The 14,134-nt window shown below is 58.1% G+C and carries 10 protein-coding genes and 1 tRNA gene; all 11 read right to left on the reverse strand.

Annotated elements, in window-relative coordinates:
• On the reverse strand, nt 1-6,116 hold a 6,116-nt coding region (locus RYC17_RS09830), incomplete at its 3' end, for a filamentous hemagglutinin N-terminal domain-containing protein (protein ID WP_316902904.1).
• Between the two features lie 875 nt (nt 6,117-6,991).
• A tRNA-Lys gene (locus RYC17_RS09835) sits at nt 6,992-7,067 on the reverse strand.
• 63 nt (nt 7,068-7,130) lie between these two features.
• Nucleotides 7,131-7,820 (reverse strand): 7-cyano-7-deazaguanine synthase QueC, encoded by a 690-nt coding sequence (gene queC / locus RYC17_RS09840; RefSeq protein WP_057402404.1) that lies wholly within the window; start codon nt 7,818-7,820, stop codon nt 7,131-7,133.
• Nucleotide 7,821: 1 nt separating this feature from the next.
• A complete protein-coding gene (gene queE / locus RYC17_RS09845) occupies nt 7,822-8,469 on the reverse strand; it encodes a 7-carboxy-7-deazaguanine synthase QueE (protein WP_057402405.1) in 648 nt (215 codons plus the stop codon).
• A gap of 171 nt (nt 8,470-8,640) precedes the next feature.
• On the reverse strand, nt 8,641-9,468 hold the full coding sequence (gene ybgF / locus RYC17_RS09850; RefSeq protein WP_080394846.1) for a tol-pal system protein YbgF: 828 nt from the start codon (nt 9,466-9,468) through the stop codon (nt 8,641-8,643).
• A gap of 6 nt (nt 9,469-9,474) precedes the next feature.
• A complete protein-coding gene (pal, locus tag RYC17_RS09855; RefSeq protein WP_002554651.1) occupies nt 9,475-9,975 on the reverse strand; it encodes a peptidoglycan-associated lipoprotein Pal in 501 nt (166 codons plus the stop codon).
• Nucleotides 9,976-10,027: 52 nt separating this feature from the next.
• A complete protein-coding gene (gene tolB / locus RYC17_RS09860) occupies nt 10,028-11,278 on the reverse strand; it encodes a Tol-Pal system beta propeller repeat protein TolB (RefSeq protein WP_216597196.1) in 1,251 nt (416 codons plus the stop codon).
• Nucleotides 11,279-11,325: 47 nt separating this feature from the next.
• Entirely contained in the window at nt 11,326-12,396 is a 1,071-nt protein-coding gene (gene tolA, locus RYC17_RS09865; RefSeq protein WP_058399679.1) for a cell envelope integrity protein TolA, read from the reverse strand.
• Complete coding sequence (gene tolR / locus RYC17_RS09870) at nt 12,396-12,860, reverse strand: protein TolR (protein ID WP_002554654.1); 465 nt, start codon at nt 12,858-12,860, stop codon at nt 12,396-12,398. Before tolR ends, tolA begins: the two co-directional genes overlap by 1 nt.
• A 14-nt stretch (nt 12,861-12,874) precedes the next feature.
• On the reverse strand, nt 12,875-13,570 hold the full coding sequence (tolQ, locus tag RYC17_RS09875) for a protein TolQ (RefSeq protein ID WP_002554655.1): 696 nt from the start codon (nt 13,568-13,570) through the stop codon (nt 12,875-12,877).
• On the reverse strand, nt 13,560-14,027 hold the full coding sequence (ybgC, locus tag RYC17_RS09880; protein WP_005733346.1) for a tol-pal system-associated acyl-CoA thioesterase: 468 nt from the start codon (nt 14,025-14,027) through the stop codon (nt 13,560-13,562). Before ybgC ends, tolQ begins: the two co-directional genes overlap by 11 nt.
• Nucleotides 14,028-14,134 lie beyond the last annotated feature (107 nt).

Consider the following 14,134-nt stretch of genomic DNA (forward strand, 5'->3'; position numbering starts at 1 on the left):
AAGCCTTCGGTGTTGTCCAGGCTGTCGCTGCGAGTGTTGAGGGCGGCAGCGGAAATCGTACCTTTGACGTTGCTCAGCGCCTTGTTGACGATCAGCGTCAGAGCCTGACTGCTGAGCAGTTTGCCGCCACTGTTATCGAGACTGTCGGCGTTCAGGGTAAAGGCCTTTGCGCTGGAGATTTCGCCGTTCTGGTTGGCCACGCCATTAAGATTCTTCAGCAGCAACACGTCGGGGGCGTTGATCAAACCGCCCTGGTTGTTCAACTGGCCGTTGTTCAGGTCGAGGCTCAGCGAGGTGTTGCTGAACAGCTCACCACCTTGCTGATCGAGGCTGGTGACGCTGGCCGTCAATGTCAGCGCACTGGCAATACGTCCGGCGCTCTGGTTGATGACTTTACCGGCCGTCAACTGCAGGGTATCGCTGCTGGTCAGGCGACCACCCTGGCTGTTGTCGAAGTTGCCCGTGGTGACCCGCGTGGCGCCCTTGCCAGCCAGTTTGCCCGCCTGACTGTTGTCCAGGCTGGCGCTGGTCAGTGTCAGCGTTGCGTCGGTAGTAACGGAGCCCGCCTGGTTCTCCAGAGCGCCGGTGGTGGTGACGCTCAAGGCATCGGCACTGGACAGGCTGCCTGCTGCGTTTTGCAACGAAGCGGCATTGACCGTCAACCCCGCTTCGCTGCTGAGCAGACCACCGCTGTTGTCCAGCGCACCGGACACATCAATGCTCATGTCCTTCTGACTCGCCAGCGTACCGCCTGCGTTATCCAGGCGTGCACCGTCGAGACGCAGGGTGTTACCGAACAACAGGCCTTTATTCAGGTTGATCACGCGCGCCACGGTCAGCCCAAGTGCAGTGCCTGCCAGGACCTTGCCGCCGTTGCTGTTGTCGAGCGTCTGACCAATGATGTCCACACCGATCTGGCTGGACAGTTCACCGGCCTTGTTGTCGATATCGGTAACATCGATTTTCAGCGCTTTTGTAGAGCCCACCAGGCCGCCTGCCTGGTTGTCGAGGGTTTTGCCGGTCAGGGTCAGATTGCCCTGCGCAACCAGTTCGCCACCCTGCTGGGTCAGATTGGCGATATTGGCGACCATGTCTGCCTGACTGGCGATACGACCACTGCCGTTGAGAGCGCTGTCGACCTGCAACTGCATCAGGCCAGCGGCGTTGAGCAGACCGTTCTGGTTATCCAGATGCGTGCCGACCAGTTCAAGACCGGCATTGCTGTTGATCAGGCCCTTTTGACTGGCGCTCAGGCCGGTCTGGCTATTGTCGAGGGCATCGACGAACAGCTGCAGGCCTTTCTCGGCACGAATCGAACCGCCACGGTTGTCCACGCTGTCGCTATGCACGATCAGCAGGTTCTGCGCGGCAATACGGCCGCCGCGGTTGTCCAGCGTCTTGCTCGACAGGTCCATCAAGCCCTTGGCTTGCAGGCTGCCACCCGCGCGATTGTCCAGTGCGCCGGTCAGTTTCAGAGTCAGTTGGCCATCTGTGACCAGTGCACCGGACTGGCGGTTGTCCAGACTCGCAGCACCGATGTCGATACCCTGCCCTGCGCCCAGCGTTCCGGCCTGATTGTCGATGGTTTCAGTGATCACCAGTTTCAGGAACCGGTCAGCCATGACCTGGCCAGCGGCGTTGTCGAGGCTCAGCGCATTCAGGGTCGTGTTACCGGCGCTGGTCAGCTCGCCGCTGCGGCTCGACAGCTGGCCAGTGACGTTTACCAGCAGGTCGGCATCGCTGCTCAGGCTGCCGCTGTTGTTATTCAGCTCATTGGCTGTCAGATCGATGCCGTTGCCAGACACCAGACCGCGCAGGTTGGTCAGCAACTGGTCGACACGCACGATCAGCGCTTTGTCGCTGAGCACCGAGCCCGCGGTGTTGTCCAGCGACGTAGCGGTCAGGGTGAAGCCGTTGGCGCTGGAAATTTCACCGCTGCGGTTGCTGACTGCATTGAGATTTTTCAGCAGCAACTGGCCCGGCGCGGTAATCAGACCGCCGTCGTTGTTCAGCACGCCATTGTTTAAATCGAGGCTGACATCGCTGTTGCTGTACAGACGGCCGTCGTTGGTCTGATTCAGACCGGTGACCACGGCAGTCAGGGCCATGGCGCTGGCGATACGACCCGCGTCACTGTTATTGACCAGCCCGGCATCGAGCTGGAGGGTTCCGGTACTGGTCAGGCGGCCGCCTTGCTGGTTGTCAAAGGCACTGGTGACAAGCTTCACGCCCTTGCCGGCGATACGCCCGTTCTGGCTGTTGTCCAGGCTGGCGCTGGTGAGCACCAGCGTTGAATCGCCGAGAATCTGCCCGCCTCGGTTCACGACCGAACCATCGACCGTCAGGGACGAGGCCCCGGAGCTGGTGACGCTGCCGGCAGTATTGCCCAGAGAAGCGGCGCTCAACACCAGCGTGCCATCGCTGCGCAATGTCCCTTGATCGTTGTTGAGGAGGCCCGTGTCTTTCAGACCCAGACTGTTTTTGGCGTAGACGCTGCCACCGACCGTGTTGATCAGTTGCCCGACGTTCAACTGCACGCTCTGCTGGCCGGAAACGGCACCAGCGCTCTGGTTGTTCAGGCTGTCGGCATTGAGCAGCAACGCACCATTGGCCAGTAAACGGCCCTTGCCGCTGTTATCGAACTGGCCGACGGTTGCGGTCAGCTCTCCAAGGCTGGAGAGCTCCGCGTTGCGGTTGTCCAGCGTCGCGGCACTCAGCTCGACACCGGTGGCAGAAATCAGGCCGCGCAGGTTGGTCAGCAACTGGGCGACACGCACGATCAAGGCTTTGTCGCTGATCACCGAACCTTCGGTGTTATCCAGCGTGGTAGCGGCCAGCGTGAAACCATTGGTACTGGAGATTTCACCGCTCTGGTTGTTGACCGCCGTGAGGTTTTTCAGCAGCAACCGCCCCGGCGCGTTGATCAGGCCGCCTTGGTTGGTCAGGACGCCGTTGCTCAGGTCGAGGCTGACATCACCGTTGCCGTACAACCGGCCATCGTTGGTCTGGTCCAGACCTGTTACTACGGCGGTCAGCGCCATGGCACTGGCGATACGACCCGCGTCACTGTTGTTGACCAGCCCGGCGTTGAGCTCAAGCGTCCCGGTACTGGTCAGGCGGCCGTCCTGATGGTTGTCGAAAGCGCCAGTGGTAAGCACCACCCCATTACCGGCAATGCGACCACTCTGGCTGTTATCAAGGCTGCCGCTGGAAAGCGTCAGACCCGCATCGCTGATGATCTGCCCGCCTTGGTTGACGACCGCTGCATCAACTTTCAGCGTGGCAGCACCGGCGCTGGTGATCCGACCGCCGGTGTTGGCCAGAGAAGCTGCTTTCAGGTCCAGCGTGCCGTCACTGCGCAGTACGCCCTGATCGTTATTCAATGCACCGGTCAGCGTCAGACCCAGTGTGTTTTTCGCATAAACACTGCCAGCGCCGGAGTTGTTCAGCTGTCCCAGATTTAGCTGAACGCCCTGCTGTCCGGAAACCACGCCGTTCTGGTTATTCAGGTTATCGGCTGTCAGCAGCATTGTGCCGTTGGCCAGCAGACGCCCTTTCGCGCTGTTGTCGAACTGGCCGATGTCGGCAGTCAGGGTGCTCAGACTAGAAATTTCCGCGGTGCGGTTGTCCAGCGTTGCAGCACTCAGATTGAGGCCATTGGCGGAAATCTTGCCGCGCAGGTTGGTCAGCAACTGATTGATGCGCACAACGAGCGCTTTATCGCTGAGCAGCGAACCCTCGGTGTTGTCCAGCGAAGTGGCCGCCAGCGTGAAACCGTTGGCACTGGAGATTTCACCGCCTTGGTTGTTCACGACGCTCAGGTTTTTCAGCAGCAACTGACCCGGCGCATTGATCAGGCCGCCCTGGTTAGTCAACAGGCCGTTGCTCAGGTCGAGGCTGACATCGCTGTTGCCATACAGACGACCGTCGTTGGTCTGATTCAGGCCGGTGACTACGGCAGTCAGCGCCATGGCGCTGGCAATGCGACCGGCATCGCTGTTGTTGACCAGCCCTGCATTCAACTGGAGTGCGCCGGTACTGGTCAGGCGACCGTCCTGATGGTTATCGAAGGTACCGGTGGTGAGTGCCAGACCGTTACCGGCAATGCGACCACTCTGGCTGTTGTCCAGGCTGGCGCTGGTCAGTGTCAGCGTTGAATCGCTTAGGATCTGCCCGCCGCGGTTGACCACCGCACCGCTCGTGCTGACTGACGCCGTGCTGGCACTGGTCACGCTGCCGGTGTTATTGCTCAGGGACGCCGCACGCATATCCAGGGTGCCGTCGCTGCGCAGTGTGCCCTGGTCATTGTTCAACGCGCCGCTAACGGCCAGGTTCAGACTGTTTTTGCCGTAAACGCTGCCGGTGCCGATATTGGTCAGTTGCCCCAGGTTCAGCTGTACGCCCTGCTGCCCTGCCACCGAGCCGTTCTGGTTATTCAGGTGGTCGGACGTCAACTGCAACGCGCCGTTGGCCAGCAGGCGACCTTTTTCGCTGTTGTTGAACTGCCCCACCGTCGAGGTCAGGCTGCCGAGGCTGGAGATTTCCGCGTTGCGGTTGTCCACGCTTGCCGCGTTGAGCAGCAGATCGCCATTGGCGCTGATAAGTCCCAACTGGTTGAGCAACGGCCCGGAAATACGGGCGGACAAAGCGCTGCTGCTGAACAGCTTGCCTTGCTGGCTGTTGTCCAGCGACCCCGCAGTGATGGTCATAGTGCCATTGCTGCTGATCAGCCCGCTCTGGCTGTTGAGCACCTGAGACGCGTTGATATCGACAGTGCCGCCCTGGCTCAGAATTCGGCCTGACTGACGATTGTCGACGGCTGTGGCCACGATGCGTGTGCTGGACTGCCCGTTCAGTGTGGCACCCTGGTTGTTCAGGGTCTGGGTAATGGTGGCCTGCAAGGCGCGACTGGCGGTGATGCTGCCGCTGTTGGTCAACCCGTTGGCAGACAGCGTTACATCACCCGAACCATTGCGGCTGTTATCGGCATTGACGCCCGCCTCGATCACCGCCGAGTTGTTGAGTTGTCCGCCTGCGGAAAGGCTCAGCGCATCGCGTGCGGCGACGTTCTGCCGAGTGGTGAGATCGCCCGCGGTGCTCATGGTCAATGACGACCCCGCATAGACCGGGCCGTTGACTTCGGTACTGCTGGCCCTGGCCGTGACAGCGCCGCTTGCTGCGGTCTGCGTCATGCTCAAATGGCCGTTGGCATCAATCTGGATATCGCCGCCACTGGCCGCCAGATCGCCAGCCAGCCTGACGCCCACACCCGCCTCGGTGCCCACCAGACGGATCGCGCCGGCATACATACCGCCCAGCGCCGAGCTGTCAACGGCCAGTTCCGGTTTGGCACTGCCGTCGTCAGGCAGGGCCGTGGGATTGAGGGTCTGCGCATCGACATCGTTACGACCGGCAATGATGTTGAGGCGCTTGGCGTGCAGCTCGGCATTGATCTTCGCGCTGCGGGTGATGATGTCGAACTGGTCGACGTTGTCTGCGTTCAGCCCCACGCCATCGATGGATATGCTGCCGCCCTGCACATTGAAACGCTGCAATTGCCCATTGGCATCCAGCACCGGTTTACCGGTGGTCAGCGTGACCTGCGGGGTATTGATGAAACCGCAGCCGTTGCAACTGATGCCATACGGGTTGGCGACAATGACCCGCGCCGCTTGCCCGGCCACTTCCGTGTAGCCCCTGAGTTGGCTGGCGTTGGCCCCGACTACTTCGTTAAGAATGGTGGTAGCGGCCGTGCCGCGCAGGTTGGAGTTGCCAACGATAATTCCGCCCAGTTGAGTGCTCTGGGTCTGGTTCGTCGAGTTGTTGAGGATGACGCCCTGACTGTCGACGTTGTACTGCTGGAACTGGTTGTGCGACAGGCCGGTGGCATTGGGCGTGGCAATGTTGACGATGGGCACGCCATTACCGGCTTGGCTCAGGCTGGTATTCGGCCCACTGACCACGATGCCTTCGGCCTGAACCAGCAGCGGCTGCCAGAACAGGGCATTGGCCAGAATCAGCGCGAGGCCGCGTTTGGGCATTCCCCAAAAGGACTGGCGCTCGATCAGCAAGGCAGAAGGCTGGCGAGCAAGCAGAGCCAGTTGGTGAACGTCCATGTAAACGACCTCAGAGCGGGAAGTTGAAAGCGGTCTGACTAAAGAAAGAAGTCCATACGAAAATAGATCGGCGCTTCGCGCTCGGTCACATCATGACGTTGCTGGGAGCACGCGAAGGTCATTTTCAAGATCTTTCAAGCAGGGCATATCACCCAGCGCAGTAGCCACAAGCAGAGAAATGGCCATGACGGCAACCGAAAGCATTGCAGTTCCGAGCTACTGAAATACACAGCACATCCCAGAAGTGGCAGATCGACATCAAAAAGGCAGGCAATACTAGAACGCCACCATTATGGCGTCAAATATTTGTATCGACCATGTATCCGGTTTATTGAACTTTATTTAAACCTGGATTTATCTGAGAGGACCGGCACTTGCCTTAACGCTATAGGCCGTCTTTGCCACTGTTGAAGCTGGCGTAGACACCAACACCTCCCAGCCGAAGGCGGTCCCGACTTCTTCACAAGCATTTTTTACGGAGGTGCTTTCAGTGGAGCTGCCTTCTACGCGGCCTTGATATTAAGGCCGCAGCAGGGATGGCAGTCATCTGCCACCGTCGGCACGGATCCGTGAGTGCGGAATTAACGGGATAAGGGTGTTGGCACCAACTGGCATGGATGCCTCTTCGCTGAGCGCACCTTTATTCGCCCAGGATTGCGGCGAGCCATAGCCGACAAAATGCTGGTGTGACTGGAGATCAGATGAATTGAAACAAAATTGTCGAGGGGACGCCTTGGAAAGGCTTTCCAACCGCTTACAGATCACAGCACCAATCGAGCACAGGACGCTCAAAGCAGCAATCCAGGCACCACAATCCGCAATGCAAAAAAAAATCTGGAAATCCGCATTTTCATGGGCCTTCCAGATTTTCGAAATGGTGGGTCGTGTGGGATTCGAACCTACGACCAATTGGTTAAAAGCCAACTGCTCTACCAACTGAGCTAACGACCCTCTGTTGTGTGGCGCGTATATTACTGATTTTTATCAGTAATTCAACACTTTTTTCAAAAAACTTTAAAAATAACGTGTCGGGTCTGCCATACCTGCGGCTGTGAAGCCCTCGGCGCGCAGGCGACAGCTGTCGCATTTGCCACAGGCTCGGCCCTGGTCATCAGCCTGATAGCAGGAAACCGTCAGTGAGTAATCGACCCCCAAAGCAGCGCCTGCCTTGACGATGTCCGACTTGCTCAGGTTCTGCAGCGGCGCTCTGATTGTGAACCCCTGCCCTTCCACACCAGCCTTGGTCGCGAGATTGGCCATGCGCTCGAACGACTCGACAAACTCGGGACGGCAGTCGGGATAGCCCGAATAGTCCACGGCATTGACGCCGATGAAGATATCCCGTGCACCCAGCACCTCTGCCCAGCCCAGCGCCAGCGACAGGAACACCGTGTTGCGTGCCGGTACGTAGGTCACCGGAATGCCCTCAGAGGGCGACTCCGGCACGGCGATGGAGCTATCGGTCAATGCCGAGCCACCAATGCCGTTGAGGTTCAGGCCAATGACCTTGTGCTCGACTGCACCCAGATCGCGGGCAACGCGCGCTGCCGCATCCAGCTCGGCGCGATGACGCTGGCCGTAGTCGAAGCTCATGGTGTAACAGGCGTAACCTTCTGCGCGGGCCATGGCGACCACGGTTGCGGAATCCAGGCCACCGGACAGCAGGATCACGGCTCTTTTTTCGGTATTGGTCAATTCACTCATGTCAGCGCCCCGGCTCGTCATCCCAAAGAATTTTATGCAACTGCATCTGCAAGCGTACCGGTAGATTGTCGGCAACAATCCAGTCCGCCAGATCACGGCCTTTAAGCTCGTGGTGACTGGCCGAGAACAGGACCTCGCCCGCACGACGTTCAAGACCGTACTGAATCAGCTTGGAGACAGCCCAGTCGTAATCCTCGCGCGAGCAAATCACGAATTTTACCTGGTCGTTGCTCGTCAGCAGCTCGATGTTCTCGTATCGGTTACGCGAGACTTCCTTTGACCCGGGGGTCTTGAGGTCTACAACGCGACTTACACGAGGATCGACTGCCGAGATATCCAGCGCGCCGCTGGTCTCCAGTGACACCTCATAGCCCGCATCGCAAAGACGCTTGAGCAACGGGATGGCATTGGGCTGAGCGAGCGGCTCACCGCCGGTCACACAGACATAGCGAGGACGATAGGCCGCCACTTGCCCAACGATGTCATCCAGCGTCTGGATAGTCCCACCGCTGAATGCGTAGGCGCTGTCACAATACTGGCAGCGCAATGGGCAGCCGGTCAGGCGGACAAATACGGTAGGCAGGCCAGCCGTACGGGTTTCACCCTGCAAGGAGTGAAAGATTTCGGTGATGCGTAATGTCTCTTGCATATCAGCCACGGGCGTAACAGCTAAACAGGCCGTCCGCCTCCGTCAGGCACTTCAAAGGACCCTGCAATCGCAGAATCCGGAAAAGCGTAGGGTGTACCGGAATTTCGGGTGCGAGATTCTAACGAAAAAAGCCGCGACTAGCGCGGCTTTCTTGATCAGCGGGTCAGAACATCAAAGACGCTGAAGATCTCGTTGCGCCAATTGTGCAGCCGAGGTGCCAGGATACTGGGCGACCACCTGCTGCAATATGCCTTTTACCTTGTCGGTGTGACCGAGACGACGCTCGACGTCAGCCAGCTTGTACAGGGAGTCAGGCACCTTGGCATGCTTCGGATACTGCTGACTGACCTTGGCGAACGCCTGACCTGCACCCTGAAGGTCGCCTTTGGCCAGATTCACTTCACCCAGCCAGTATTGGGCATTGCCCGCGTACGAGCTGTTCGGGTATTTGCGCAGGAAAGCGGTAAAGGCCTGACTGGCCTTGTCGAAGTCCTTTGCCTTGATCAAATCGAAGGCTGCTTCGTAATAAAGCTTTTCCTTCGCCGGGTCAGGAGGCTCGGTGCCTGCTGCCGGTGCCTGCTGAGCCGCTGAGGCCGAAGGCGTCCCACTAGCGTCGATAGCGCCACCAGCAGGTTGAGAATTATTGGTAGCCGGAGCGGCTGCGCCACTTGCGCCACTGGCTATGCGTTGATCGAGTTCCTGATAACGCTCCAGAGCTTCCTGCTTCATGCGCTGGATATCATTCTGCTGGACCTCGACAACACCGCGCAAACGCGCGATTTCGTCCTGCATTTGCTGCAATTGCATGAACAGCTGACCTTGTGCCGAGGCAGGGGCCGTAACCCCTCCCCCGGCATAGGCGCCGGACGTGCCATAACCCGCTGGCGGATAACTGCTGCTGCCAGAGCCAGAATTGTTATCGACCACAGGTGCCGCACCCAACGCTGAAAGCGGAAGGGCGAGGGCCAAAACGGTTAGAGCACGTCGGCACGTTCGCATGTCAAATTACTTACGCAGTTCGACGCGACGGTTTTGAGCCCAGGACTGCTCGTCGTTGCCGGTAGCAACTGGACGCTCTTCGCCGTAGGAAACCAGTTCCAGCTGAGCTGGGGAAACACCTTGCAGAACCAGGTAGCGTTGAACGGCTTTCGCACGACGCTCGCCCAGTGCCATGTTGTACTCGCGAGTACCACGTTCGTCGGTGTTACCTTCCAGAACAACGCGAGCGCCGTTAGCTTTCAGGTCTTTCGCGTGCACGTCCAGGGAGCGCATGGCTTCTGGCTTCAGGTCCGAACTGTCGTATTCGAAGTAGAAGGTAGTGATTGCGCGCAGAGCAGCTTCTTCGCTCAGGGAGCCGTCAACTGCACCAGTGTTGGCGCCGTAACCAGCGTTAGGATCAACAGCACCGCCTGCACCGGCATTGTCGCCGCCTTTGGAAGAGCAACCTACAGCTACAGCCATGGCCAGAGCCAGCGCAGCAAATTTACCAAACTTCAGCATTTCCATCTTGAAACTCCTAATGAACCCCAGTGTGTTAAGCAAATCGTGTAGCGCCGCGTCAGTTCAGGTAAGGGGACCAGGAAGGTTCTCTGACTTCGCCTTGAGCGGTAGGAAGCGGGAGCCTTACGCGTCCATTAATGGACACGAGCATCAAGACTCCCCGGCCCTGCTGGCGGGTGGCGTAGATTACCATGGTGCCGTTGGGCGCAACAGTAGGCGACTCATCAAGGTTGCTATCTGTGAGGATTTTTACGCTACCGCGGGCCAAATCCTGCACTGCCACCTTGAAATTAGTGAAGCCGTCCTGCCGGTGAATCATTACCAGCGTCTTTTCATCCGCTGACAATTTCGGGTTGGCGTTGTAGTTACCCACGAACGTTACACGTTCGGCACCGCCGCCATTAATGTTTGTCTTGTAGATCTGTGGCTTGCCGCCACGGTCCGACGTGAAGTATAGCGTAGACCCGTCCTTTCCGAAGAAAGGTTCAGTATCAATCGAAGAATCATTGGTAACGCGGCTCAATTGGCGCGAAGCCAGATTGATCACGTAGATCTCCGGGTTACCATCCTTGGACAGAACGAATGCCAGCTTGCTGCCATCCGGCGACCATGCAGGCGCGCCATTCAGGCCTTCAAAATTGGTGATCTGCTCACGGCGACCGGTATCGATGTGTTGAACGAAAATGCGCGGGCGCTTCTGTTCGAACGATACATAGGCAATACGCTTGCCGTCCGGCGCGAACCGTGGCGACAGGATTGGCTCACGCGATTGCAGCAGGGTTACTGCGCGAGCACCGTCGTAATCCGAACGCTGCAGGGTGTAACGCGTGTTGTTCTCGGAGAAACGTTCGGCGGTCACATAGAGCATGCGGGTAGAAAACGCACCCTTGATACCGGTGAGCTTCTCGAACGACTGGTCGGCAATGTAATGCGCCATGTCCCGCAGTTGATCGTTGGTACCCGACACGTTACCGGTCAGAACCTGTTGCTCGGTGGCCACGTTGAACAGCGCGTACTGGATCTGCAAACGTCCGCCAGCAGGCGTGATGTTGCCGACCATGACGTACTGGGCACCCAGCGCTTTCCAGTCACGGAAAATGACTTCGCTGGCCTGGGTCGGCAAGCTGATCATGTTCTGCTTCGGGATCGGCGCGTAGTAGCCGGAATTGCGCAGATCGTTGCTGACGATTTCCGCCATGTCTTCCGGCAGTACGTTACCGCCCTGCCATCCGAATGGCACAACAGCAATCGGTGCTGCACGGTCACTGCCGCTGGTGACCAGAATGTTCTTTTCTTCTGCCGACACCATTGCGGATGCGAAACAGAGAACGACCAGCAGTCCTCGAAAAAGGTTGATCACAAGGCTAGATCTCCAGGTGTGAATGTCATCTTGAATGAACGATAGGGAGCGAAGTCAGCCGGCTTCAGACCCTGCATTTCTGTCAAACGTCCAATGTTCTTCACCGCAGCAACCGCAGAGCTGTCGAACGGCCCGTCACCACTGGACTTGGCAATCGATACTGAAGCAATCGTACCGTCCGGCAACATGCCGATCTGCAACGTTACCGACATGTTGTTACGTGCCGATGGTGGACGACTCCAGCCTTCGGAAGCCCTGACACGAATCAGGTCATCGAAACTGCCAGCCGTTTCATCGCCCCGCTCGTCAGCCAAAGCCTGTTGCCGTTCCGGTTTATCGGACAGCAAATCGGCCAGTGCCTGCGCCTTCTTGTCTTCAGCGGATTTACGAGCTGCTTCCTGCGCCTTCTTGGCGGAATCTGCAGCGGCTTTTTTCTTCGCGTCCTCGGCAGCCTTTTTCTTGGCGTCTTCTGCGGCCTTTTTCTTGGCCTCATCAGCAGCCTGTTTCTTGGCTTCCTCGGCAGCAGCTTTCTTGGCGTCTTCTTCGGCTTTTTTCTTCGCCTCTTCTTCGGCCTTTTTCTTGGCTATATCCGCCTGCTGCTTCTCTTCAAGCTTTTTGGCGTCGGCAACCTTCTTGGCTTCATCGGCTTTCTTGGCATCGTCAGCCTTTTTGGCCTCCTCTGCTTTCTGTTCGGCCTTTTTGGCTTCGTCGGCGGCTTTCTGCTCTTCGGCTTTTTGAGCCGACTCTTCTTTCTTTTGTTCCGCAGCTTTTACAGCTTCCTGTTTGAGCTGCTCGATCTTTTTCTGCTCCAGCTGTTCGACTTCAGTTTGTCGCGCAGCGGTTTTCTTCGCCTCACCGGCAATTTTCTGGTTGGTCTGGGTAGTGGCCTGGCTCTTGGACTTGAGCTGATAGAGCGTTGCCTGAACGATAGGCTTGGCTTCGGGCAAATCCGGAGTCATGGCAAAACTGACGAACAGCATGCCGAAAATCAGAATATGCAATGCCACGGCCCAGACACTGGGCCAGAAGTAGCTTTCCGAGGCGGACGGCTCTCGAATCGGCTGCATCAGGGTGCCTCGGTAATCAAGCCAACATTCCCGACCCCAGCCTTCTGCAGCCCGCCCATCGTGCCCATGACCGAGCCGTAATCGACGGTCTTGTCACCACGAATGAAAACCTGCGTCTGCTTGCCTGCGTCACGCCCGGCAGCGACGATCTTGGTCACTGCGGCAGTCAGCTGCGGCAGGGTCATTGCCTTGTCCATCTGTTTGTCGGTATCGACTTCGCTGCCAAGGTTCCAGTAATAGGTCTTGTCAGCCTTGATCGAAATGGTCAGGACCTGATTGTTGTTGTCTTGCGGCAAAGCCTCGCTGGAGACCTTGGGCAAGTCGACTTTCACGCCCTGGTTGATCATGGGAGCCGTCACCATGAAAATCACGAGCAACACCAGCATCACGTCGATGTAGGGCACTACGTTCATTTCGGCGACCGGCTTGCGTTTTCTGCGACGATCTCGAGCGATTAAAGCCATGGGGAATTACCTGCTCACTCTTCGCTGGTGTGCACTTTACGGTGCAGGATGGCCTGGAACTCGTCAGCGAACGTGTAGTAACGGCTGATCAAGGTCTCACTGCGCGCGGCGAAACGGTTGTAGGCAATAACGGCCGGGATGGCTGCGAACAGGCCGATGGCCGTTGCAATCAGTGCCTCGGCAATACCCGGTGCCACGGTGGCCAGCGTTGCCTGCTGGGCAGTCGCCAGACCGCGGAAGGAGTTCATGATCCCCCAGACAGTACCGAACAGACCGACGTACGGGCTGGTGGAACCCACGGTCGCCAGATACGGCAGACCTGCTTCGAGCTTTTCTTCCTCGCGGGAAATAGCCACACGCATGGCGCGCGCCACACCTTCCATGACCGCATCGGGATCGACACCGGACTGCTGACGCAGGCGGGAGAATTCCTTGAAACCGGCACGAAAGATCTGCTCTACGCCAGAGTCCGGATCGGGATTGCTGCCCGCCTGACGGTACAGCTTGGACAGATCGATACCCGACCAGAAACGCTCTTCAAAGCTGTCCAGTGCACGACGACCTGCGCGCAGCATATTGCTGCGCTGAAAAATCACGATCCACGAAGTGACCGAAGCAGCCACCAGAATCAGCATTACCAACTGAACAACAATGCTGGCATTGCTGACCAAACTCCACATGGAGGAATGGTCGACGACGTTAGCTTCCACGCTTTATCTCCTGCTCTGAATGTATGCCCGCGCCGCCCTGGTCGGCAAAGGCCGCTCGCAGAGCTTCGGGAATGGCCCGGGGTTTAAAACTATCGGCGCGTACACACGCCACCAGGAACTGCCCTTCACAGAGCAGCGTTGCATCCGACGCCCGCCTGATCTGCTGTTGAAAGCGCAGGCTGACACGGTTCAATTCGGTTACTTCTGCACTGACAAGCAACTCGTCATCCAGCCGCGCGGGCTTGTGATAACGCGCGTCACTGGAGTGCACGACAAATAAAAGGTTTTCCTGCGCCAGTTCGGATTGGGCAAAGCCCAATTCCCGCAGCCGCTCGGTACGAGCCCGCTCCATGAATTTCAGATAATTGACGTAGTAGACGATGCCGCCGGCATCGGTGTCCTCGTAATAAACGCGACAGCGATGTGCGAACGACTGAACCCCGTTTTGCGCGCGCATACTCTAGAGCTTACTCCTCAGGTTGCCAATCGGGTCAGGCAACTGTTTTTCAACGTTTTGCCACTTATTACCGGTATCGGCGGCAGGACTGGCAATGTGACCACGCC

The organism is Pseudomonas syringae group sp. J248-6, assembly GCF_032586995.1.
GTDB classification, from domain to species: domain Bacteria; phylum Pseudomonadota; class Gammaproteobacteria; order Pseudomonadales; family Pseudomonadaceae; genus Aquipseudomonas; species Aquipseudomonas amygdali.